Source organism: Flectobacillus major DSM 103 (assembly GCF_000427405.1).
GTDB lineage: Bacteria > Bacteroidota > Bacteroidia > Cytophagales > Spirosomataceae > Flectobacillus > Flectobacillus major.
On record NZ_ATXY01000004.1, the window covers coordinates 28,271 to 52,172 of the forward strand.

Annotated in this window: 21 protein-coding genes; 8 read left to right on the top strand and 13 right to left on the bottom strand. The window is 37.1% G+C overall.

The window, feature by feature from the left end; translation table 11 throughout:
- Window positions 1-58: 58 nt before the first annotated feature.
- The 3 genes from FLEMA_RS67080 to FLEMA_RS0100830 all read right to left on the bottom strand — a co-directional run bounded on the left by FLEMA_RS67080 (window position 59) and on the right by FLEMA_RS0100830 (window position 2,993).
- Window positions 59-982, bottom strand: a complete 924-nt coding sequence (locus tag FLEMA_RS67080) for a DMT family transporter (RefSeq protein WP_044170373.1) — start codon at window positions 980-982, stop codon at window positions 59-61.
- 80 nt (window positions 983-1,062) lie between these two features.
- A complete protein-coding gene (locus FLEMA_RS0100820) occupies window positions 1,063-1,968 on the bottom strand; it encodes an alpha/beta fold hydrolase (protein WP_026993818.1) in 906 nt (301 codons plus the stop codon).
- Between the two features lie 194 nt (window positions 1,969-2,162).
- Entirely contained in the window at window positions 2,163-2,993 is an 831-nt protein-coding gene (locus FLEMA_RS0100830) for a helix-turn-helix domain-containing protein (protein WP_026993819.1), read from the bottom strand.
- 153 nt (window positions 2,994-3,146) lie between these two features.
- Here FLEMA_RS0100830 and FLEMA_RS76880 point away from each other — a divergent pair, with 153 nt between their 5' ends.
- Window positions 3,147-3,284 carry a hypothetical protein gene (locus tag FLEMA_RS76880; RefSeq protein WP_159102645.1) on the top strand — a complete coding sequence of 46 codons (138 nt, stop codon included), beginning with the start codon at window positions 3,147-3,149 and terminating at the stop codon, window positions 3,282-3,284.
- Window positions 3,285-3,344: 60 nt separating this feature from the next.
- Here FLEMA_RS76880 and FLEMA_RS0100835 read toward each other — a convergent pair whose 3' ends face one another.
- The 5 genes from FLEMA_RS0100835 to FLEMA_RS0100855 all read right to left on the bottom strand — a co-directional run bounded on the left by FLEMA_RS0100835 (window position 3,345) and on the right by FLEMA_RS0100855 (window position 10,999).
- Window positions 3,345-3,761 carry an OsmC family protein gene (locus FLEMA_RS0100835; RefSeq protein WP_026993820.1) on the bottom strand — a complete coding sequence of 139 codons (417 nt, stop codon included), beginning with the start codon at window positions 3,759-3,761 and terminating at the stop codon, window positions 3,345-3,347.
- Between the two features lie 263 nt (window positions 3,762-4,024).
- Window positions 4,025-4,936 carry a helix-turn-helix domain-containing protein gene (locus FLEMA_RS0100840; protein WP_044170375.1) on the bottom strand — a complete coding sequence of 304 codons (912 nt, stop codon included), beginning with the start codon at window positions 4,934-4,936 and terminating at the stop codon, window positions 4,025-4,027.
- Window positions 4,937-5,081: 145 nt separating this feature from the next.
- Complete coding sequence (locus FLEMA_RS0100845) at window positions 5,082-6,200, bottom strand: efflux RND transporter periplasmic adaptor subunit (protein WP_026993822.1); 1,119 nt, start codon at window positions 6,198-6,200, stop codon at window positions 5,082-5,084.
- Window positions 6,201-6,310: 110 nt separating this feature from the next.
- Entirely contained in the window at window positions 6,311-9,595 is a 3,285-nt protein-coding gene (locus FLEMA_RS0100850) for an efflux RND transporter permease subunit (protein WP_026993823.1), read from the bottom strand.
- A gap of 3 nt (window positions 9,596-9,598) precedes the next feature.
- The gene (locus FLEMA_RS0100855; RefSeq protein ID WP_026993824.1) at window positions 9,599-10,999 is read right to left on the bottom strand and encodes a TolC family protein; all 1,401 of its coding nucleotides are present in this window, start codon (window positions 10,997-10,999) and stop codon (window positions 9,599-9,601) included.
- Window positions 11,000-11,414: 415 nt separating this feature from the next.
- Between FLEMA_RS0100855 and FLEMA_RS0100865 the strand changes: the two genes are divergently transcribed.
- The 3 genes from FLEMA_RS0100865 (at window position 11,415) to FLEMA_RS0100875 (ending at window position 16,185) form a co-directional block, all read left to right on the top strand.
- The gene (locus FLEMA_RS0100865) at window positions 11,415-12,098 is read left to right on the top strand and encodes a response regulator transcription factor (RefSeq protein WP_026993825.1); all 684 of its coding nucleotides are present in this window, start codon (window positions 11,415-11,417) and stop codon (window positions 12,096-12,098) included.
- A gap of 104 nt (window positions 12,099-12,202) precedes the next feature.
- Window positions 12,203-13,504 (top strand): sensor histidine kinase, encoded by a 1,302-nt coding sequence (locus FLEMA_RS67085; protein ID WP_052353893.1) that lies wholly within the window; start codon window positions 12,203-12,205, stop codon window positions 13,502-13,504.
- Between the two features lie 185 nt (window positions 13,505-13,689).
- The gene (locus tag FLEMA_RS0100875; RefSeq protein ID WP_026993826.1) at window positions 13,690-16,185 is read left to right on the top strand and encodes a cation-translocating P-type ATPase; all 2,496 of its coding nucleotides are present in this window, start codon (window positions 13,690-13,692) and stop codon (window positions 16,183-16,185) included.
- Window positions 16,186-16,231: 46 nt separating this feature from the next.
- Here FLEMA_RS0100875 and FLEMA_RS0100880 read toward each other — a convergent pair whose 3' ends face one another.
- The gene (locus FLEMA_RS0100880; protein ID WP_026993827.1) at window positions 16,232-16,804 is read right to left on the bottom strand and encodes a helix-turn-helix domain-containing protein; all 573 of its coding nucleotides are present in this window, start codon (window positions 16,802-16,804) and stop codon (window positions 16,232-16,234) included.
- 709 nt (window positions 16,805-17,513) lie between these two features.
- Between FLEMA_RS0100880 and FLEMA_RS77030 the strand changes: the two genes are divergently transcribed.
- Both FLEMA_RS77030 and FLEMA_RS0100895 read left to right on the top strand, forming a co-directional pair.
- Entirely contained in the window at window positions 17,514-17,672 is a 159-nt protein-coding gene (locus tag FLEMA_RS77030) for a hypothetical protein (RefSeq protein ID WP_169719922.1), read from the top strand.
- A 164-nt stretch (window positions 17,673-17,836) separates the two neighbouring features.
- Complete coding sequence (locus FLEMA_RS0100895) at window positions 17,837-18,883, top strand: glycoside hydrolase family 130 protein (RefSeq protein WP_026993828.1); 1,047 nt, start codon at window positions 17,837-17,839, stop codon at window positions 18,881-18,883.
- A 319-nt stretch (window positions 18,884-19,202) separates the two neighbouring features.
- Here FLEMA_RS0100895 and FLEMA_RS0100900 read toward each other — a convergent pair whose 3' ends face one another.
- Window positions 19,203-19,598, bottom strand: coding sequence for a T9SS type A sorting domain-containing protein (locus FLEMA_RS0100900; protein WP_026993829.1), 396 nt, complete (start codon window positions 19,596-19,598; stop codon window positions 19,203-19,205).
- A gap of 295 nt (window positions 19,599-19,893) precedes the next feature.
- Here FLEMA_RS0100900 and FLEMA_RS0100910 point away from each other — a divergent pair, with 295 nt between their 5' ends.
- The gene (locus FLEMA_RS0100910) at window positions 19,894-20,754 is read left to right on the top strand and encodes a bifunctional helix-turn-helix domain-containing protein/methylated-DNA--[protein]-cysteine S-methyltransferase (RefSeq protein WP_026993830.1); all 861 of its coding nucleotides are present in this window, start codon (window positions 19,894-19,896) and stop codon (window positions 20,752-20,754) included.
- A gap of 97 nt (window positions 20,755-20,851) precedes the next feature.
- Window positions 20,852-21,559, top strand: coding sequence for an alpha-ketoglutarate-dependent dioxygenase AlkB family protein (locus FLEMA_RS0100915; RefSeq protein ID WP_310587194.1), 708 nt, complete (start codon window positions 20,852-20,854; stop codon window positions 21,557-21,559).
- A 38-nt stretch (window positions 21,560-21,597) separates the two neighbouring features.
- Here the strand turns inward: FLEMA_RS0100915 and FLEMA_RS67090 are convergent, their stop codons facing one another.
- The 3 genes from FLEMA_RS67090 to FLEMA_RS0100930 are packed head-to-tail and all read right to left on the bottom strand — an operon-like array spanning window position 21,598 to window position 23,835.
- Window positions 21,598-22,365, bottom strand: coding sequence for a c-type cytochrome domain-containing protein (locus FLEMA_RS67090; protein ID WP_052353894.1), 768 nt, complete (start codon window positions 22,363-22,365; stop codon window positions 21,598-21,600).
- 2 nt (window positions 22,366-22,367) lie between these two features.
- Complete coding sequence (locus tag FLEMA_RS0100925; protein ID WP_026993832.1) at window positions 22,368-22,916, bottom strand: YceI family protein; 549 nt, start codon at window positions 22,914-22,916, stop codon at window positions 22,368-22,370.
- Between the two features lie 4 nt (window positions 22,917-22,920).
- Window positions 22,921-23,835: a DUF5777 family beta-barrel protein gene (locus tag FLEMA_RS0100930; protein ID WP_026993833.1), complete on the bottom strand. Its 915-nt coding sequence runs from the start codon at window positions 23,833-23,835 to the stop codon at window positions 22,921-22,923.
- Window positions 23,836-23,902: the final 67 nt, after the last annotated feature.

Below are 23,902 nucleotides of genomic sequence, written 5' to 3' on the forward strand. Positions count from 1 at the left end.
AGATTTTTTAATAGATTAAGTGGATTTAGTGTGCTGGCAATAACATTACCCAGTATTGCTATTTAATAGCATGAAGTATCATTCCTATCATTACAAGGGCGATACCTAGTAGTTCGATGTTGTTAGGAAAACTAACGGATAAAAATAACATTTCGCCAATTAACGTAAATATGACTTCAGCCGATTGTGTGGCTTCGATAGTGGCAAGTTGTTTTTCATCGCTGCGAACCATGTCGGTTGCCGTAAAAAAAAGTATGGTAGCAATAACTCCAGAACAGACAGCTACAATAAATGTCTGAACTAATTGACCACTTGGCGGAGTAACATGATTTATCAATAATTCAAAACCGCTTAGAAGTATCCAAAATGGCATACTGCATAGTATCATGCCTAAAATTCTTTGATAAACATCTAACTTCCCGTCGACTAATTGCATCATTTTTCTGTTGCCGATAGGATAGGCAAATGAGGCAATCAGCACAGGAATTAGCCCTAATAATAACTCAGACATCGAGATAGATTGAGCATGAGTAATTTGCATGATGGCAATACCCAATAATATAATTCCTGAAAATAGAAATGGCTTTTTGAGTTGCTCAATCTGGTTATTTTGGGTCTTGTTGACGAACAAAGAAACTATCATTCCTGCGATGATTGTGAATTGCCAAGTACTAGCAATCAGCCATGAAGGACCAAATGATGCCGCAAAAGTAAGCATCGAATAAAATATTCCAAACCCTACAGAACTCCATAATAACCACCATTTTAAGTTTTTTCGTAGCTCAAGAACGAGTTCATGAAAGTTTTTTCTATAAACAACAATAGCTAAAAAAAATGGGAGCATCCAGTAAAACCGCAATGAGGCACTCCAAACCCAACTTCCTCCAGTGATTGAAAGTTTTCGATTAATAATAAACGTAAATGCAAAAAACAAAGAAGAAAGCAATCCGAGTACAATTGCCAAGTTTTTAGAAGGTTTCATTTGATTGATTTTTGACTTTGTTCTTATTTTAAACAGCCCTTATGGTGTCTCAGTACTCCATAAGGGCTGTTTCTCATTTCTTATTTGTTGGCAAATTTTTCAAGCTCTTGATTGAATTTTGTAGCTTCTTCTACAAACAAGGCGTGTCCACTTTCTTCAAATTTTACGATATACGAATTTTTGATTCCTTTGTTCAACTCTTCTGCCAAAGGGAAAGGACAAAGTTTATCCTGTGTTCCATGAAATATGGCTACTGGAATGTTAATTTTTGCCAATACAGGTCGCAAGTCGAGGTCAAGTAAGGCAGTAATAGATTGTGTTGTGGCATAAGGAGATGCCTCTAAATTGATACTTTCCAACCATTTTTCAACATTTTTAGAAATATTACCTTCTTTTGCTGGGAAGGCACTTCCAAAACCAGCAATTAAATCTTGTCGTTGAGTCATGGTTTGATTGATTAAATTCGCACCAGCAGCTGCAGTAACACCAAATGGAGAACTATCTCTTTGTTTCCAAGATGGGGCAGCAGCACCAAACAGAGCCAATTTACTTACATGAGCAGCATTGTATTTAGTTACGTAATGAATCACAACTGCACCGCCCATCGAAAAACCACCTAAAACTGCATTTTGAATCTTTAATTTTTCTAGTACAATTTTAATATCATCCGAAAACACATCGAAATTATACTTACCATAAGGTTTATCAGATTTTCCAAAGCCACGTAATGTAATACCAATTACTCTAAATCCTTTTTGAACCAAATATTGATATTGATATTCATACATGGCATCACTCAATGGCCACCCGTGAATCAAAACGATAGGCTTACCAGTTCCGAGGTCAGTTACGTGTAAGCGTACATTTTTTTCTACTTCGATGTACTCTGCTCTTCCTGCCGAAGCTGGCACTCTTTTGGTTTGAGCGATTAGGCTATTAGTAAAAAGAGAAACTAAAATTGCGATTGCTAAAATTGTCTTTTTCATGTTTGTATTTGTTAGAATTGTTGTTGTTTTTTGATGATACAAAGTTGGGGCAATTTGTCTTGTGCCTCAATGGACGCTTTTCGCTTTTGGTTGTACTTTTTACCCATTGATAAAAAAATGCTTTTGATGTTCGCAAAACACAAAAAAAGCATGACCTTTTGAGCCATGCCTTGTTGATATTTTATAGAATTACCTTAAAATTGCTTTCGAAAAGATGTTGGAGATATACCCGTATGCTTTGTGAAAAACCTAACGAAATAGGCATCATCTTCATAGTTTAGGCTATAGGCAATCTCTTTGACACTGAGTGTGGTATGTGCCAAAAGCCTCTTGCTTTCGAGGATTATTCTATGTTTGATAATATCGTTTGGCGTATTTTTACTCAGTAAACTGATTTTTTTACTGAGGTTTTTGGGGGTTATAAACAGCATGTCGGCATAATCTGCTACGGTATGATGCGTTTTGTAATGTTGCTCTACGAGCTTGCTAAATTTTCTTAAAAACTGTACATCAACGTGCTTACTGTCGTCGGCCAATTGATGTTGTTGTTTCCAAATTCTAGTTGATTTCAAAATAATGAGTTTCAGTAAGATTCGTAGCATTTCTTCCGTATTAGCATCATCCGTTATCATTTCTAAGCGAATCTCTTCAATGATATTTTTGACATTGGCTGACTGGCTGGAATCTAATTCAATAAAAGGAACTTCAAAAACATTATTGTATAAGATACCGTCACAAGCAACCTCTTGGTCGTGAAGTTCGATACAATAAAAATCTCGATTGAAATAAATTAAATCGCCATCATTGGGGGTATCATCCAATGGCTGAATTACCACTTTAGGATTGACAAAAAGTAAAGCATCGGCCTTTAAATGAAACGCTTGAAAATCTACTTTTACTCTGAAGCCTGCAGGTAAAAATAAAACTTTGATATGTTCATGAACACCCGTGAGCGAATTATCACTAGTATTAATTTCTGATAGTTTGATATTACCAAACTGTTTATAGGTAAATTCTTTGAGCATTTGCGGTTTTAGGAGTCGGTTTTGGAGAGTTAAAACTTGATAGTATTTATTTTTTTGGGGCGAATTTCAAAGATAAAAAAAATAGAGGACATAATAATTTTTATTGTAGGCTATAGATAGGTATTTGAAAAAGTACAAACAGCTTCAATCTCAATGATAGTTTTAATTCGTCGATACATGATTCATCCCGAATTTTTAGAACAAACAAGGCGGTCGAAATTAGGTTTTCGACCGCCTTGTTTGATTAATAGTCAAAAAATGCACGATGGTTTACCTCATGAATCCCAATAAACACAAACACGAGGTCTTTATTTTAAATTACCCCAAAATTCGGGATTTTAACATCGTTGACTACAATAATGTAGCTTTCAAAGTAATTTCGGCATTGAATAATTTTGAGATAGGACAATTCACTTTGGCATGATTTACCAATTCTTCAAATTTTGCTTGGTCTAAGCCTTCTGCTTTTACTGATGTACTAAGGTTGATAGTTGTGATAGTGCCATTTTCTAAGATAACTTCAGATACAGTATCAATACTATCGGCTGTAAAACCTGCTCCTTGTAAGTTAAAGGCCAGTTGCATCGAGAAACAACCCGCATGAGCAGCCCCTACCAATTCTTCAGGATTTGTACCAATACCATCTTCAAAACGAGTATTGAATGAATATTGTGTTGCATTTAATACACCACTTGGCGAATTCAAAGTTCCTTTTCCTGATTTACCTGAACCAATCCATTGAGCTGAAGCACTTCTTTTAATTTGCATGATTGCTTATTTGTTTTTGAGTGAAAAATCTTTGTTAATTGAACAATACAAAGTTGCGATATTCTTATCTGCAAAAGAATGAATGAATCACGCCAAAGCATGGACAAATTTCACCTTTGGCTCTCTTTTATAATAATGGTCAAGTTAGGAATATTACTTTTTCTATATTTTTTAGTATATAAATGCAGAATATATTCAAAAATACTAAAGAATCGTAAAAAAAAATTCTGATTTGTTGAAAAAATAATGCTTTTAACGAAAACTTAAAATTCGATATTTAACTTACGTGCTTGGTCTTCGCCAACGGTTTTTCGGTAATGCAAAGGCGAGGTATCGGTATTTTTTTTGAAAAGTCGACTAAAATAATATTCGTCATCAAAGCCCAAATTATAGGCTATTTCTTTTACAGACTTATCGGTAAGATATAGCTCCCGCTTGGCTTCCATCATAAGGCGCTCTTGAATCATTTCAGAAGGTGATTTATCAAAATGCTTTTTGGTGATTTTGCCCAATGCTTTTAGACTAATATTCAACGAATCGGCATAAAAACTCGGTGAATGTTCTTTGATAAAATATTGCTCGATATGCTCTTTGAGTTTTTGCAAAACAGGTCGTTCGGGTACACTTACTACAGCCTCGTTTTGGCTATGAGCATCTTGTTCTTGGGTTTTGAAGCGAGTAGTATGAATCAAAAAAATCTTGAGATACGATACCAGTAAGTCGTACTGAGCCAATTCCTGCTGTTGTATTTCATCAATCATTTGTTGTAGCAGAATGTCCAACATAGCACGTTGCTGGTTATTGAGCTGTACAAAAGGAGTATCGTAGAGGTTATTGAACAATACGCCATTGCAAGATACCTCTTTTTGATGCTTGAGAATACAGAAAAAATCGGGGTGAAAATTGATAATCGTAAGGTCAAGGACTTCGTCTGTTTCGAGTTTGAAGGGCTGATAAGGACTAAAAAACAAAACTGCATTTTCTTGAACCTGATGCGTAGCGAGGTCGGCTTTGAGGGTAATATTACCTTTATTGAGGCAAATTAATGTAAAGTAATTATAACGTGATAAATCCGAAAAAGGATTTTCAGAGTCATTTTTCCAAATTTTGAAGGTTAAATCCTTAGAATCTGGCTTGTTAATACTGTAAGATAGTGCTGTTGGCAGTTGGGTCATAATACTAAATGATAAAATAGATAAGCAAAATACACAAGCATAGTTGATTTGCAACAATATATATCCAAGTTTGTAAAACTATCAAATACAATAGCCCGTGAAAGAAGAACTCACACGGGCTATTGTATCACAACACAAGTAGTGCTTATTTGGCTATATTAACAGGGAAGCCATTACGTACTTCTTCGCTTGCCACTTTGACGAGGGTATCGCCTTGCTTTAAATCTCCAAAAATTTCGACATTACCATCTACTTCTCTACCTTTTTGTACATCTACCCATTCGGCTTTGCCATTAACCACACGTACCACAAATACTCTTTCTGGAGCCACCACCAAAGCCGACTTAGGCACAATAAATGTGCTTTCTTTTGAAGGTAAGGTAATTTTCACTTCGGCTACCATACCCGGCAGTAGCTTTTTGGCACTATTGTCTATATCCATTTCAATTCGTTCTGCACGCAAACGTGTATCCAACGAACCCGCCATACGCTTTACTTTGGCATGAAAAACTTCGTTTGGACGAGCTTTTACAGAAAATGACACTTCGGTATTGTTGCTCAAATAAGCCGTATATACCTCAGGAATAGCCACCGCTAATCTTAGTATGCGTTGGTTTTGAAGAAAAAACATAGGTTTTTCAGAACCCTTGCCCGAAGGCCCTACATAAGCCCCTAAGCTAATATTACGTACCGAAATAGTGCCATCGAAAGGAGCACGTACTTCCAAATAGTTTTTGGTATCGGCTATTTCTTTGTAATTAGCTTTGGCAGCTTCCAAAATAGCCATATCTGCATTTTTACGTGCCAAGGCTTGGTCTAATTCGTTCGGCGAAATCGTTCCTGGCGTTTGGCTTGTTTGCAGCAAACGGTCGTAATTGGCCTTACTGGCAATATATACCGCTTCTTGTGATTTTAGGCGAGACGAAGCTGCTGTAAGTTGAGCCGTAATTTCGGGAGCATCTAATACCGCCAATAACTGCCCAGCTTTTACTTCCGAGCCAACATCTACTGTCATTTGTCGTACAAAGCTATTCACCTTTGCGTACAAGTCCACATCTTGTTTGGCGGTTAATTCGCCAGGAATCTGCAAGGCCGACGACATAATACCTTTTTCTAAAGCAATGGTTTCTACGGTTGTTATTGTTGGGGCTGCTTCCTTTTTTTCTTCGGTTTTGGCTTCCGATGTGCCACAACTATATAATATGATAGACGAAACAAATATTCCCGCTACGAGAACCGTGTATTTTAAATGAGCTGATTTCATATTTATTCATCAATTAGATTACAAATTCGTTTTTTGTATCAGAGTAAAAAATATAAGTAAAAAGTGGTTAGGTAAATAAGAATGCTGAGTAATAGCTGTACCTTATTTCACTAGGCTTTGCTATCATAAATACTCGGAATATAATGTTTACTTTCACGGTCTTCGGGGTCGAGAGATACCGAAGTAGTAGAAGTTTTTTCTTGAAACCATGCAAATACCAATGGTAAGAATACCAACGCTGCTACCGTAGAAGCCAACAGCCCTCCAATTACGGCACGAGCCAAAGGTGATGTTTGATCGCCCCCTTCACCCAAGCCCGAGGCCATCGGAATCATCCCTACTACCATGGCTACGCTGGTCATCAAGATAGGCCTTAAACGCAAAGCTGCTGCCTCACGAGCCGACTCAAGGGCATTGCCATTGTGCAAACGAAGGTGTTCGGCATTGGTAATCAGTAATACCGCATTGGCAATAGATACCCCCACCGACATGATTATACCCATATAAGATTGAAGGTTGAGGGTTGAATGCGTTAATTTGAGCATCAACAAGGCCCCCAATAATACCGCAGGAATAGTAGTTAGTACTACAAAAGAAACCTTAAATGACTGAAAATTAGCAGCCAACATCAAGAAAATTACGATAATAGCTACTATCAAGCCCGACTGTAAGCTATCGAGGGTTTCGGTAAGTACTTTGCTCAATCCTACTGGTTCGATAGTCAATCCACGTGGTAGCTCGCCCAAAGAATCAATAGCTTTTGTTACGCCAGTAGTGGCAGCACCCAAATCGGTTTTGTACAAATTGGCTGTTACCGAAATAACAGGTACGGCTCCAAGGTTATCATTTTCGCCATAGGTTACATCTTGCTGAATTGTAGCAACATCGCCCAATACTGGTCGGGTAGCATTTTTTGAAATAGGAATTTCGTTAATGTCGTTGATACTCTTGATTTTGTTTTCGGGTACTTGTACCTGTACGCTATAGGTTTGGTTTGATTTTTCGTCTACCCAAACACTTTTGTCTGAATACCTTGACGACGACGTAGATGCCGTAATAGAACGAGAAATTTCGGCAATATCGACACCCAACTGGGCAGCACGAACACGGTCGATAGAAATATTGATAGCTGGGTATTTGGTAGATTGTCCAATCTGAACATCTCTTAGGTAATCCAACTGTTTGAGTTTTTCTACAACCTTATTGGCATATTCTTCATTATTCTTTTTATTTCTTCCCGAAATCCTCACCTCGATAGGTGTGGGTGAGCCTTGGCTCAGGATTTTATCTGTTAGTTCGATCGGCTCAAACGACAGTTGTAAATCGGGCATAGCAGCTTTGATTTTCTTTCTGAAATCTTCTTTCAAATCTTCTAAATCTACTTTATAATGCTCGTGCAATTGTACCTGTAATACGGCTTCTTGTGGGCCACTCATAAACAAATAGATAGGACTTGTCGAGAATAACCCAGGGTGTTGCCCTACAAAAGCCGAAGTAATAGAGATATTTTCACGACCTACCATTTGCTCCAGAATACTAACCGACTTAATGAGTTTTTCTTCAGTACGTTCTATTCGTGTTCCTTGTTTGGCTCTTAAACGTACCTGAAACTGGCTTCCGTTGGCTTTAGGGAGTACATCTCGCCCAATATTAGTAAGTAATAGGTACGTTGCCAAGCTTGCCAATATCAAATAGCCAACAATAATAGGCTTGCGATAGGGTAAAATTCTATCCATAAATCGCATAAATCTATTTCTGAATCTATCAAAAATACCTATTTTGATTGGTTCTTTGGGTGCTTCTACCAACACCTTTTTCTGATTCAAAGTATCGTTTTCCGACTCAGGACTTAATCCTGTTTGTTGAAATTCTTCATCTTCGCTCAGGGTTTTTCCAGCTTTTTGTGCGTGTTCTTTTTCATGCCCTTTCATGAGCCAGTTGGCCATAATAGGAACAAATGTTTGGGATAAAAGGAACGAAACAAGCATGGAAAAACCAATAGCCAAAGCCAATGGTAAAAACAATGCCCCTGGAATACCTTTCATGGTGAAGGCAGGTGCAAATACCGCCAAAATACAGAATAAAATCAATAATTTGGGAAAAGCAATTTCTTTACAAGCATCCCAAATGGCCAGAGCCTTGGGCTTGCCCATGTCTAAATGCTGGTGGATATTTTCTATGGTTACGGTAGATTCATCAACCAAAATACCAATTGCCAAAGATAAACCACTCAGGGTCATGATATTGATGGTTTGTCCAAACAACTGGAGAAACAATACTCCAGCAATAATCGAGGTAGGGATCGTTAGGATTACAATAAATGCTCCACGAGTATCGCCCAAAAATAAAAGTACCATCAAACCCGTAAGTACAGCCCCAATGGCCCCTTCGCTCAACAAACTTTTTACGGCATTGATTACATACACACTTTGGTCAAACTCATACGACAGCTCGACATCTTCGGGCAACTGGCTTTGGAAACGAGGTAATGCTTTTTTCAAATTTTGAACGACATCCCATGTAGAAGCATCGGCCGACTTGGTAATAGCCATATATACCGAACGCTTTCCATTGACAAGGGCATAGCTACTGGTAATATCGGCACCATCTTCGACGGTAGCTACATCTCGTAAATACAAATTGGCAACACTTCCTTTGAACAACGGAATATCTTCAAAATCTGTAAGCTTTTTGATAGTAGTATTAACGGGTGTAATATAGTTGTAGTCGCCAATACGGACGTTACCTGATGGCGAAGTTTGGTTATTTAAACGAATCGCCTCAACAATTTGGTCGGGTGTAACATTGTGCGAACGCATCAACTCAGGGTCGGCTTTAATAACTACCGTTCTGATATTGCCCCCAAAAGGTGGTGGTGCTACCAAGCCTGGAATAGAAGTAAATGACGACCTAATATAGGTATTGGCCAAGTCGAGAAGTTCGTTGTTTGACCTCACTTTACTACTTAAAACCAATTCGCCTACAGGTAATGTTGAGGCATCGAAACGCAAAATAAAGGGAGGTTGCGACCCAGGCGGAAATATGGCCTGAGCCCTATTACTAAACGCCGCTACCTCGGCGGCAGCTTGTGCCATGTTGGTACCTTGATAAAAAGTTAATTTTATTAGGGTAAGTCCTTGAATATTTTTGGTTTCGATACTTTTTACCCCCGAAACATATAATAACAAATTGACATACTGCTTACCAAAAAACGTTTCCATTTGGGTAGGAGTGTACCCCCCAAATGGGTGAGAAATATAAATAACAGGCAAGTTCATATCTGGAAAAATGTCTATCTTGATATTTCTGATAGAATTAATGCCAAAAAACAATAAACCTGCTACCAGTACCAAAATGGTAATGGGTTTTCTGAGGGCTGTTCTAATTAAATTCATCGGTTATCTAGCTTGTTTCATAAGTAAATCGACATCTCCATTGGTAGCGGCTTTGAGCAATAAAGCCTGCCAAACATTGGCATAAGCCACATTGATATTGGTTTCGGCACGGTTAAGTACAAAAAGCGATTGGGTAAGGTCGATAATATTGGACAATCCATTTTTATAAAGCAAAGCCTTTTGCTCATAAGCATTTTTGGCAGCTTCTAGCTGAATTGGCGATTCTTGGTAGCTCAACAAAGCGTTGGCAATACGTTGGTCGGCCAATATGTATTGGTTTTGCAACTGATTTTGGGTTTGAGCATATTCGTATTTGAGGGCTTCTGTAATCAGCTTTTGTGCTTCTATTTGCTTTTTGATTTTGGTAGGAGCCATAAAATTCCAGAATACCCCTGCTCCGATCAAAAAATTACTTCTACTTGGCGAAATACCGCCAAAATAACTACCATCTATATGTTGGTTGTCGGGTGTATAATCATTCTTAAAGCCTGATGCCTTGGTCTGAAATGCTCCAAATAAGTTGACTGTAGGCAGTTTATTTCTTAGATACAGTTTCTGTAAATTATCAGAAATGGTAATTCGTGATTCAAAAAACTTTAGAGTAGGATTGCTATCAATTGTTGTTGCCGATGACAATACGCTTGGTATACTCACAAAATATATACTGTCTAGCTCAAAATGCTGAGGAGCAAGATTGAGCAGTACCGCCAATTGGCTATTGGCTTGAATCTCAATATTTTGGGCATCTATTACACTCAAGCGAGCATTGGACACTTCGGCGTTGGCAATCGACGAGTCTACTCCTGCATTTAGGCCATTTTTGGCTCTAGCTTTTACTACTTCTTGTAATGCCGTTACACGTTTGAGGTTGGCTTTGCTTACTTCTACAAACTTTTGGGCTGCTAATACATTAAAATAAGCTCCGCCGATTTTGATAGTATGAGCAAATTTCTCTTGTAGTACATCCAACGAATCACGCACTACTTGCGATTTGGCCACTTCTAGGGTAGCTGCCAAACGGCCAAATGAATACGCCTCCCAGTTGATATTGGTAGCATATAAAGCCCCAAAGGCCGTGTTCCAATTCTGTGAAGTAGCATTGGGCCCAGCGGCGGCTATACCAACACCCTTATACGAATACAGTGGCCCAAACTGACCGTTGGCTGTACCATAGTTTTGTTGAATGGCGGTATTGACATCGGGCAAAAACTGGCGACGAGCGTTATCAACCATAACCGATGAGGCTTCTTGGTATCGTTGTTTTGCTTTGATTGAATTGAAATTTTGTAAACCCATTTTGATGGCTTCCGAAAGGGTTAGAATGGGTTGCTGAGCCATCGTATTTCTCGTTGTTAGCCAACACACAAAGAGAAATAGCCATTTTGCATAGCGTTTCAAAGACATAGTTTTTACAGTGATTTAAAGACTAAATAGAGCTAGCTTTAGATTGATACAATTTTAGCTAAAATGTTGATGGAGCGATAATAACCAAAGTGAGGGTATCAATCGTGGGAAAAGTCTCTATTTAATCGTGTGATTCCTCAAATTTTAAAGAAGATTTTGAGGAGATTTTGAAGTTGATAATAAAATTTATTTCAAAATAGCTACATCTTGTATTATATTGCCGATTTGTTAATTGTTCAATATAATTATAATTTTATTTTTTTACATAAAAGCAAGTCTATCAATATGATTTATATTGGTATGATTTTAATAATTACAGTAAGTTTCTGAAAATCAATATTTTATATTAAAGCCTATTAGTAATTCAAAAATCTTCAAATTTTCTTCAAAAAGAATTTTGAATTTTGACCCCAATATGAAAATACTCGTAATAGAAGATAATACAGAACTGGCTAGAAATCTCCAGCAGTTTCTCAGCAAAGAAGGCATAATTTGCGAATTTTGCTATACTTATCAGCAGGCAGAGGATAGACTTCTGTCATTTGACTACGACTGTGTGGTATTGGATATTATGCTACCCGATGGCAATGGACTTGATATACTGAAGCTTATTAAAAAAAATAGACTTCAGAGTAATATTCTTATCATTTCGGCCAAAAACTCGCTTGACGATAAGATCAATGGTTTGGAATTGGGGGCAGACGACTATTTGACCAAACCTTTTCACTTGTCGGAACTACTGGCTAGGCTGAGGGCTATTTATCGAAGAAATGTATTGGGGGGCGACAATATTGTGGTTTTTAATGAGCTAACTATCAATACCTTAACCCATGAAGTAAAAGTACACGATACATTGTTGGATTTGACCAAAAAGGAGTTTGATTTGTTGGTGTATTTTTTGGCGAATAAAAATAGGGTTATTACTCGCCAGTCAATTGCCGAACACTTGTGGGGCGATTATACCGACAACCTAGCTAATTTTGATTTTGTGTATCAGCACGTAAAAAATTTGCGAAAAAAAATTAGTGCTTCCAATGGTAAAGACTATATTGGTACGGTGTATGGGCTTGGTTATAAGTTTGAAACCAATCCAAAATAAAGGATTGATTATAATAGCTTCCTCAAAAAGGTATTGTATTTTCAAAAAGCTATTATTGCCTAAATATAAAAAGCTCATTTTCAACTATATAGTTGTTCAATAATATGAAACTCATCAATAAATTTACGTCTTGGTATCTTGCTATTTCGGCCTTTGTTTTACTGGCAGGTGGAATTCTTACGTTTTATAGTTTTGAATCACATATTGAAATTGCCCAAGCCAAAGAACAAGAAAAGTTGCTGAGACATATTTGTCAGAAAATAGAAAAAGGTGTTCCTGCCGAAAAATTGGTGCGAGAACAACTTCAAATTCGAGAAATACCTTATTCGTTGCCTATTCAAAAAGTTACTTTGTCCGATACAATTGCTTGGAGTCCACAGCTGCAAAGAGTAGATAAACAAATTAAGGCAGCGGCTTCGTACAAAATACAAGGCAAACACTATTACATATCGGTGTACAACATGATGATCAATGCCGATGATGTAACACAAGTTGTATTTGAGTCGATGTTAGAAATATTCTTATTGCTAATTTTATTACTCGGCATTTTTTTACGTTTAGGCTCAGAAAGAATATTAGCCCCTTTTAATCATACCCTTGAAGTAATTCACCGTTTTTCACTCAAACAAAAGCAAACCATTGTTTTGCCAGAAAGCAATACCACCGAGTTTCAGGAGCTAAACCATTTTTTACAAAAAATGATGAATAAAGCCATCTGTGACTACAATTCGTTAAAAGAATTTTCGGAGAACGCTTCGCACGAACTACAAACCCCCTTAGCTATTATTCAAGGAAAATTGGAGCTTTTGATGCAATCCAATATCAACGACGAACAAGCTACCCTTATCCTAACGGCTTTGAATGCCCTTGACAAGCTTACCAAAACCAACCAGTCGCTGATATTATTGACCAAACTCGAAAATCAAGAATATGAAAGTATCAAAGAAATAGACTTTAGTGAGCTTATCAAGGAATCTATCGAGGGTTTTGAGGAACTCCTCGAAATGAAGTCTATTCAACTAGAACAAGATATAGAAGATAACGTATCCTTGCGTTTGCATCCTGTGTTGGCCAGTATTTTACTCAATAACCTATTTAGTAATGCTATTCGGCACAACATTTGCCAAGGCAATATCATTGTTAAATTAACGCCTTCAAAACTGTATATCCAGAATTCGGGAACGCCACCTACTGTACCTACCAAAGAGCTATTCCGCAGATTCAAAAAAGGAAATCCTGATTCTATTGGCTTAGGCTTGTCGATTGTACAACAAATTTGCGAGCTTCATTTTTTTGATATTCAATACGATTATCAAGACGGCTCACATAGGTTTGTGGTGTGTTTTAAAAATGCCAAAACCAATCGAGAAAATCAGTTTATTGAACATTCGAGCCTAGACGTGTAGCTTATACCGATTTAATGCCTAAATTAGGTATTAAAATAATGACAATCAGTCAAATACACTGCCTATTTGTTTTTCTGATTATTTGACATTTTTTAGCATAAGTTTTTCTGCCATAGTTATCTACAAATCGTACTGGCCTTTTAGCCCTCCGATTTTGTACAATTACTTATTAAACCAACTATAATATGTTTAACAATACCTTTGGCATAACAGGTTTAACAAAAAAACAGGTAGCTACAGCACGTAAAAAGCACGGTACGAATACTTTAACTTATAAAAAAGAGAATAATTTTTGGACTGCCCTCACAAATTTGGCAAAAGAACCCATGGTGATTTTGTTGTTTGTGGCATCGTGTATTTATCTTATTAGTGGAAAATGGGGCGATAGCTTTTTTTTAGCTTCAGCTTTGGTGCTAGAATGTGCCATTTCGCTTTATCAAGATTCTAGAAGTAGAAATGCTTTGGAAAAACTCAAAGATATTACACAGCCTAATTGTAAGGTAATACGAGATGGAAAAATAGTAGCAATTAAAAGCGAAGAAATCGTACTTGGCGACAACCTCCTGACAGAAGAAGGAGCGTTGATTGCTGCCGATGGTATTATTGTTCATGCCAATGATTTTTCGGTTAATGAATCTATTCTTACAGGCGAATCTTTACCAGTTATAAAAGATACCCCCTCCGATCAAAATGCTGTATTTCAGGGGGCTATGGTAGCTAGTGGCTTGGCAATTGTGCGTGTTACGGCAATCGGCAACCAAACCAAGCTTGGCAAAATAGGAAAAAGCCTAGAGGGTATTCAAGAAGAAAAAACACCCTTAGAACTTCAAATAACCAACTTTGTCAAGAAAATGGCCTTTAGTGGGCTAATCGTCTTTGTTATTTTTTGGGCTATCAATTACTATCACTCGCACAATATTTTGGATAGCCTATTGAAAGCGTTGACGTTGGCCATGAGTATTTTGCCCGAAGAAATTCCCATTGCATTTACTACTTTTATGGCAATTGGAGCTTGGCGTTTGATGAACATGGGTATTGTGGTAAAACAAATGAAAACAGTAGAAACACTGGGTAGTGCTACTGTAATTTGTACCGATAAAACAGGGACACTTACCGAAAACAAAATGAGTTTGGCCAAAGTGTTTGCCTTGTCGACAGGGCGGATTTCGGAAAGTAATGTAGCTTTTACCGAACAAGAAAAAGAAGTGTTGTCATTGGCTGTATGGGCTAGCGAGGTTTTGCCATTCGACCCTATGGAAATAGCCTTGCATACTGCCTATTCCGACTTTGTAGAACACGACCAACGGCCTGCATATAGCATTATTCATGAATATGCATTGACTGGAAAGCCCCCTATGATGACTCATATTTTTGAGAATGAATCAAATCACCGTATTATTGCCGCCAAGGGTGCTCCCGAAGCCCTTATTGCAGCCTCAAGTCTAAACGAGATTCAAAAACAACAAATATATAAAGCCATCAATACTTTGGCAGTAGACGGCTATCGAGTATTGGGCGTTGCTGAAGCCGTTTTTACAGGCTCAGATTTTCCAGAAAATCAACAAGATTTACCCTTTGAACTCAAAGGGTTAGTCGCTTTTTATGACCCACCCAAACACAATATTCAGGCTGTATTGAACGATTTTTATACGGCGGGTATTTCGGTCAAAATTATTACTGGCGACAACACCGCCACAACTACCGCTATTGCCAAGCAAATAGGGTTTAAGGGTTATGAAAATAGTATTACTGGCGACGAACTGATGCAGCTTTCAGACCATGAATTAGCCAAACAGGTTCAGCAAATCCAGTTATTTACTCGGATGTTTCCCGATGCCAAGTTGAGGGTAATCAATGCTTTGAAAGCCCAAAATGAGATTGTTGCTATGACAGGCGATGGAGTCAATGACGGCCCAGCCCTAAAAGCGGCTCATATAGGCATAGCCATGGGCAAAAAAGGTACAGAAATAGCCAAACAAGCAGCTTCTTTGATTTTGGTTGAAGATGATTTATCCAAAATGGTACATGCTGTTGGGGTAGGAAGACGCATTTATGCCAATCTCAAAAAAGCAATTCAGTACATCATTTCTATTCATATTCCGATTATCCTTACGGTATTTATTCCGCTTACTTTGGGCTGGGCGTATCCCAATATTTTTTCACCAATCCATATTATTTTCTTAGAACTTATTATGGGGCCTACCTGCTCGATTATCTATGAAAATGAGCCTATGGAAAAAAATACCATGACCCAAAAACCAAGACCATTGACCAACACTTTTTTTAGTTGGAAAGAACTTACTACCAGTATGATACAAGGCTTGGTAATTACGACTGGAACATTGCTAGTGTATCTGTATGCCGTAAGCCAAAACGCTGGCGAAGAGATAACCCGTACAATGGTTTTTACGGTATTGATAGCCGCCAATATTTTTCTAACCTTGGTCAATCGCTCTTTTTACTATTCAATTTTTACTACATTACAATACAAAAACAACCTTGTTTGGTTGATTATTGGTATTACTGCTTCGCTAGCAGGAATAACACTTTTGGTAAAACCCGTTAGTGACTTCTTTGAGTTCAAGCAGTTAAGTGCCTTACAATTAGGAATTTGTGTGGTGATGGGCTTTGTATCTGTAATGTGGTATGAGCTGGTTAAATGGGTAAAAAGGATGCTTTGAATAAAGACAAAGGCAAGACTTAAATAAAAGTATGCACTACGCTTACTTATATGTTGTTATTTTCTAAATTTTCTAAGTTGTTGCGTTTTTGTTTGAGTTGTTTGTAAAACGAGGGTGATAAACCCGTGATTTTTTTAAATTGATTAGATAAATGTGCAACACTACTGTAGTGGAGCTTATAAGATATTTCGGTTAAGTTCAGTTCATCGTACAGTAAAAGCTCTTTTACTTTTTCGATTTTATGAACAATAATAAACTGCTGAATAGTGATACCTTTTACTTCCGAAAAAATATTGGAAAGATACGTATAGTCGTAGTTGAGTTTTTCACTGATATAATCCGAATAATTGATTTTGGGGAGTTCGTCGGAATAATGAATCATTTCGATAACGACATTTTTTATCTTATCAATCAAGATACTTTTTTTGTCGTCGAGTAGCTCTAAGCCAGATTTTAGGAGGTTAATTTTTAATTTTGAATACTGTTGTTCTGTAATGTCTTCTAAGATTTCAACAACGCCTAGGTCGATTGAAACATGATGTAAGCCAAGTTTCAGGAGTTCTTCTTTGACTAACATTTTACAACGAAGACTAATCATATATTTAATATATAAAAGCATATTTATAGGGGGGTGTGTATAAAGTAAGTATAGTACTTAAAGGTACATATAACTAAAAGAAATATACGACGAAACAATATTTATCATTTTTTTGGTATAATTTATTGATTTACAGTGTGTTGTTTTCATCGGTATACGTAGCTGTTTTATAGAAAAACAAAAATCCAATAATCAGTGATATATGTAACTTTTAGGGATAATTGTATAACATTATTGGCGATAATAGTACCATCTTTGAGGTTGAATATTGGTACTCAGTATTCACACAACAAACCCACAACATGTATACACATATTTATGTCATCAATCTGCTATTAATATTAATATGGGGAATAGGTTTTTTAAAAATTCAAAAGCTACAACTCGTTGAATGCAACGAACACAAGGATATTACTCCCCCTTTTAAATCAGGATTTATAGGATTAAGCAAATTTTAATGAGAGTAAACAGTATGTTTGGATTAACAGGATTGAAGGGATTTTGGATTAATAATAGGAATTTTGAGGGTTGTTTTTGAACAGATAAATTCACTCAATGAATATTTTTCTGATTTAGCTAGCGAATTTATTCGTCAGTTACACAGGTTTAACCAACTTCATTATCCTAAAATCTAACAACCTCTATCAATCCAAACATCCTGTTAATGCTGTTCAAAATATTAATTACTTATTTCAAATTAATCCAGAAAACCCAGTTTAGACTATCTCTTATGGAACATAAATATAAAGAAGGTGATATTGTATTTGCCAAAGTGAATCCAACGCTAAAACTAAAAGTACGACGCTATGTATCAAGAGTGTACTTTTGTCAGATATTCGATGACCCAAACTCCAAAGAATTAGTCTATTTTGAGCGTGAACTACTATAAATAAGAATCCTTATTTTTTACAATAAATACTTGACTTTAAAAGTTCAAAGTTACTTTGTACAACTACTTAATATCGCAACGAATATAGTCTCTTCCCCAACATCGCCCTTAAATTACACCTAGTAATTTTTTTACGAAAGCAAGCTTGAATAAACAATAAAAGGATGATAGAAGTAAAAAAAGAAGGCATTTTATTAGAAAAAACAGCCTTCGGTTTTGAAAGTGATGGGGTATTAAATCCTGCTGTTATTATGGACAAAGGTATTATTCATTTATTTTACCGAGCCGTCAGCAAAGGAAATTATTCTACGATTGGGTATTGTCGACTAAGTGGCCCTATGACAGTAGAAGAACGATTAGAAAATCCGCTACTTTTCCCGCAAGCTCCTTTTGAGTCGCATGGAGTTGAGGACCCTCGAATTGTTAAAATTGACCAACTTTTTTATTTGACGTATACTGCTTATGATGGCATAAATTCATTAGGAGCACTGGCAACCTCGCTCGACCTAGAGCAATTTGATAAAAAAGGAATTCTTGTGCCTTGTTTAACCTTCAACGAATTTGCCCATTTATCTGAATCTAAATCGCCCCTCAATGAAAAGTATTTAAGATATAACGACCCGAAAAGTATTCATGATAAAAATGATAGTCAAATCTTTGTTTGGGACAAAAATCTGGTGTTTTTTCCAAGAAAAATCCAAGGTAAGTTTTTCTTTTTGCATAGAATAAAGCCCGATATTCAGATTGTAGTGGTAGATTCTTTGGAAGAGCTTACGCCCAATTTCTGGCAAAACTACTTTCTTAATTTAGGAAAAAACATTTTGTTATCGCCCCTCCATGAACACGAAGTAAGTTATATTGGTGGCGGATGCCCCCCTATCGAAACCGATGAAGGTTGGCTTTTGATTTATCATGGTGTACACGATACCGTAAAGGGCTATGTTTATTCGGCTTGTGCAGCCTTATTAGACTTAGAAAACCCTCAGAACGAGCTAGCAAGACTACCTTATCCATTATTTAGTCCCGACCTCGAATGGGAGCTAAAAGGGCAAGTCAATAATGTATGTTTTCCTTCGGGAGCATTGGTAATCGACGATACACTGTATATTTATTATGGTGCAGCCGACGAGCATATTGCTTGTGCTTCAGTAAGTGTAACATCGCTTTTGAAAGAATTGCTACAACACAGATACCAAGGTTTGTTGAATTAGATTAAGTAGTTGATATTTAGTGTGATATATGTTATAGTTTATTCTTATAAATAAAGCAAAAAGTTTTTAGTAAGTGTGAGTGTACAGCCCAAAAACATGATTCATCCCTAATTGAGTGAATAAGTGATTATTCTTTATGTCTACCTTGCAGCAATATAGACGTAATATTTTGTGTCTAAAAATCAGTTATTCAGTAGATTAATATCAAAAAGTCGGTCGAAAATTGTTTTTCGACCGACTTTTTGATAAACAGTTGGAGCATAACCCTAGTTCCAAAATTCGGGATGACTCATGTTTTGGGTATAAAACCTATTGAATATTATTCTACAATCATTTTTCTGTACGATGCTTCGGATGAAGAATCAAGGTTGACTGTTCTTTTCAAAGTTTCGTTACCATCTGTAATTTCAATGGTATAAAGGCCATCCTCAGCACTACTAAAATCATATTTTCCATGGTAAGTGCGAGTATTTTTGGTAATGTTTTCACGGTTGATAATTCTTCCGTCTTTGTCTTTTATCACAATACTAACAGTTTTTCCTGTTAATTTATCGAGCATCAAGTGCATATCTAAAGTGCCAGCACCACGGTATAAGCCAATGGCGAATGTCTTTGTTTTATTGCTGTTGGCACTGGCATCGTTGTCAGTGGTGTTTGCCCAGATAGAAGAAGTTGTAAGAGTAACGATTGCGAGAACTTTTAATAGAGATTTCATTTTTTTATTTGTTTAGATACGGTTATGACAAAATTAGTTTTAGGTATAATAATCTGTAAGTCAGGTTTTTGTGTTATTGTTGATCCAAAATTAGTCGAAGTTTTTTTGTTATCCATACAAAAAACAATGGTCGGTAAGAGAGATTGATAAACGGTTGTTATGGTATTTTGGAGAAAATAAATACTATAAAAACAAGGCTAAGTTATATTTGGTAAAGCTTGTTGAAGTTCGCAATTTTCGGGTTTTATGTCTATCAAAAGCATCGTACTTTTGACGTATCAAACTATCAAGCATTATGAACGAGCAAGACCAAATCAATTATTATCGAATAGCCACCGCAATCAATTACATACAAAAGCATTTCAGAAGTCAACCTACTTTAGAAGAAATTGCCGAGGCAGTTCATTTAAGTCCTTTTCATTTCCAACGCCTGTTTACCGAATGGGCAGGGGTAAGCCCCAAAAAGTTTCTTCAATACATTAGTGTTGAATATGCCAAAGATATTCTGAAAGAGAAAAAAGCTACGCTTATCGATGCCGTCCAAGAAACGGGCTTGTCTGGTACGGGTCGCTTGCACGACCTTTTTGTCAATGTAGAAGGTATGACCCCTGGCGAATTTAAAAATGGAGGAGAACATTTGGCTATCAATTATAGCTATGCCGAAAGTCCTTTTGGGCATATATTAGTAGCGTCGACCACCAAAGGAATTTGCTACATGGTATTTATCCAAAATGAACATGAGGCTTTTGAAGACCTTAAACGCCATTTTCCTAAAGCTCATTTTCGACAAATTACAGACAGAATACAACAAAATGCCCTGCATATTTTTTCGTCAGATTGGAATAAATTAGATGAGATAAAACTGCATTTGAAAGGAACAGATTTTCAGTTGAAAGTTTGGAAAACACTTTTACAAATCCCTTTAGGAAGCCTAAGTACTTATGGCGAAATCGCCGAAAAAATCCAAAACCCCAACGCTTCCCGAGCAGTAGGTACGGCCATAGGAAGCAACCCTGTAGCTTTTTTGATTCCATGCCATAGGGTAATTCAGGCGACAGGAGCGATTGGCGGATATATGTGGAATCCTATTCGTAAAACAGCAATTATAGGCTGGGAAGCCGCCCGACTAAGCCCTGATTTTTTGACGACAAATTAAATTTTTTTTTTAATATATTGATTATTAGTATGTTATTGTATTTTGTAAAAAATAAGCCTAAAAAACTTGAAGCAAAATGCAATAGCTGAAATTTTTTATGAATCAGCTGCTCAGTACAAAATCCCTTTTTGTACTTTTTCCAGAACAAGAGGCTCGGATGGGTAGTTATAGAAAAGATATTAAACTTAGCAATATGGAATTATTTAGTGATGCAATTACCCGTAACTTATTGCCCAAAGATGGTATAGTGCAGTATTATGGCAAGATATTGTCAGGACAGGATGCTCATTTTTTTTACCAAAAACTTATGGATTCTATAGCATGGAAAAACGATGAAGCAGTTATTTTTGGTAAACACATTATTACCAAACGCAAAGTAGCTTGGTATGGCGATAGCCGTTATTCGTACACTTATTCTAATACAACCAAAGAGGCTTTGTTATGGACAGAAGAACTATTGATTTTGAAAAAATTAGTAGAGGAAATAACCCAAACTCATTATAACTCATGCCTGCTCAATTTGTATCATGATGGCAACGAAGGTATGGCATGGCATAGCGACGACGAAAAGGCATTGGGCAAAGATACCTCTATTGCATCGTTAAGTTTTGGTGCAACCCGTCGATTTTCGTTGAAGCACAAACAAACTCAAGAAACCCTATCTATCGATTTAGAGAGTGGTTCTTTGCTAGAAATGAAAGGTACAACCCAAACCCATTGGTTACATAGCTTGCCCAAAACCAAAAGGGTGTCGACCCCACGTATTAATCTTACCTTTAGGACTATGGTATTGCAAGACGGGTAAAAGACGGTTTTGGCTTACCTCAACCGTCTGAAGGGGTATTAGTTGTTTTTAGCTCCAGCATCAATCCACTTTTTGATAACAGATAGCTGGCAATCAGTTAGTTTGCTTATTGGCGGCATGGCTGCATACCCACTCTGATAGGTCACAGAGCCATAAAGGCGTTTGTTGTCAACGTATGTTTTAATACTTGTATAGTTTTCTAAATTAACCCCACCCGAAATAGACCCCGTTTTGTGGCAACCAATACAGTTGGTAGCCAACAATGGCATAATTGTTTTAGAGAACGTTACATGTTGGGTATCTACTACTACCGCACAATTTACATTTTTTGCACCTTGCAAAATCCACTTAGCAATAACGTCGGTTTGTGTTTTGGATAATGCCTGTGCAGGTGGTGGCGGCATTCTTTCGTTGTCGGTACGAGTCATAAGGGTATAAATCTTACTTTTGCTAGGACTTCCTGCGGTAATACCTTTCTTTGTGATAGTGGCATACGAGGTTAGCTCATAGCCATCGGCACGAGTTTTGGCATCATGACAGCCACTTGTGGCACAGTTACTAACAATAAATGGTAATACTTGCGTATTAAAGCAAATAGAATCGCCCTTAGAGGCATTGCTAGAGGTATTGCCACAGGTATTGGTATTTGCTGTGGTACTACTATCGCTAGCCGAGGTACTTCCCGTGTTGTTTTCGGTAGGACTTGTTGTTGTTATATCGTTGGGCGAAGGGTCGCCTTTAATATTTTGGCAAGCTGGTATTGCAAGTAATAGTCCCATACTTCCCAATAGCATGATTTGCTTCATGATTAAGGCTTTTTTAGGGTTAAAGAAAACTTGTTTTTTACGGCAATTGTTTCGGCTATTTTTTCAAATACCAATTTGGGAATCTCTATGTTGTGGTCGGTTAATTTTATGTCAAAATTGCATGTAATATCCAGTTTATCAGATAATTTACTAATTTTAGCCTTAAAGACTTTGTCTTGTTTGACACCGTGTATTTCCAATATACCCTTTACGGTTACTTCATAAGTTCCGTCTTTTTCTCCATCAATATTTTCTAAAAACTTTCCTTTAAAAGTACTTATGGGGTACTTCTCAGACTCCATATAGTTTTCATTAAAATGCTCTTCCATCAGTTTATTAGGAAACCGAAACGCTGCATTTTGTATCCTTACGGCAACATCTTTGGTGGCAATATTCAGTGCTGCCGAAACATTCCTGTTTTCAGCACTGATATTTTCCATAGGGGTTTTCGAAAAAAAGCTTGTAAAACCTGTATTGCCTATATATACCTGTCCAGAGGTATTGATACTAGATAATGAGCTGATTAGTAATAGTATAATGAGGTTTTTCATTGTGTTATTGATGTTTTTTTTGAGCAGATTTATCAAAACTAAATACCCTTGAAATATTAAAACCATAGAATATATCCCCACTCGACCACTGTCCTGTTGTTTGGCCAATCAAAGCTCTTTCCATCATACCTTTTGAATTGGAAAGATGTAATTGAAAAACGTGCCCACCTGTTTCAATATCAAAACCCACCGAAAGGGCATTGGTAAATTGAGGGTCACGCAGGGGCGTATCACCAATTTGAGAAGGGGTATAATAATATTCGGCATTGAATGAGGTTCGTTTACTCAGCTTGAATCTACCGCCGATGCCCAAGCTATAAAGCGTATTGGCATCTATGGGTGTTTCGGATTTGTTGCGGTGCAATACCGTTGGAGCAAGCTGCAAAGAAAGCTTTTCGCCAAATTTTCGTGCAATCAAAAGTTGGGCACAATAGCTTTGTCGTTCTACATTGTTGAAATACATTCTATTGGGCGATGTAGGTTGTGTGGTAGTATACCCTGCCACCAATGCCGTAATGGTTACAGGCATTGATACGCTACCTGTTGACTGACGTAGCACTTTATACTTGGCATAATAGTCGTATACTTTTTCTGAGCTAGAACGCCCCAGCCCAATGGTGAGGCGATTGGTCAGCCCATATTCTAAGCCTAGTCGAATCGTAGATTGGTCTAAGCCAAAGAGTTCGGTAAAACCTGAGTTGACCGCTCCAAATCGGTGAGAAACTCTAAAATCTAAGTGTTTTTCGGCAATTGTTTCGACTGAGTGGCCACTCACCAAACGAGTAGATTTGAACGTTGCCGTTGTATAAATTGGAATATCGTTCTGTTCTTTGGAAAGTACATCTAATAAGTCATCTTGTGCAAAAGACATAGGAATTCCAGCGAGCCAAAGCCCGAATATGACTACCCAACGTTTCATAATGTAATTTTTTAAGCTTTTTGGTTGATAGAATACAAAAAACAGAATATTGGTAATTGGCTGATTA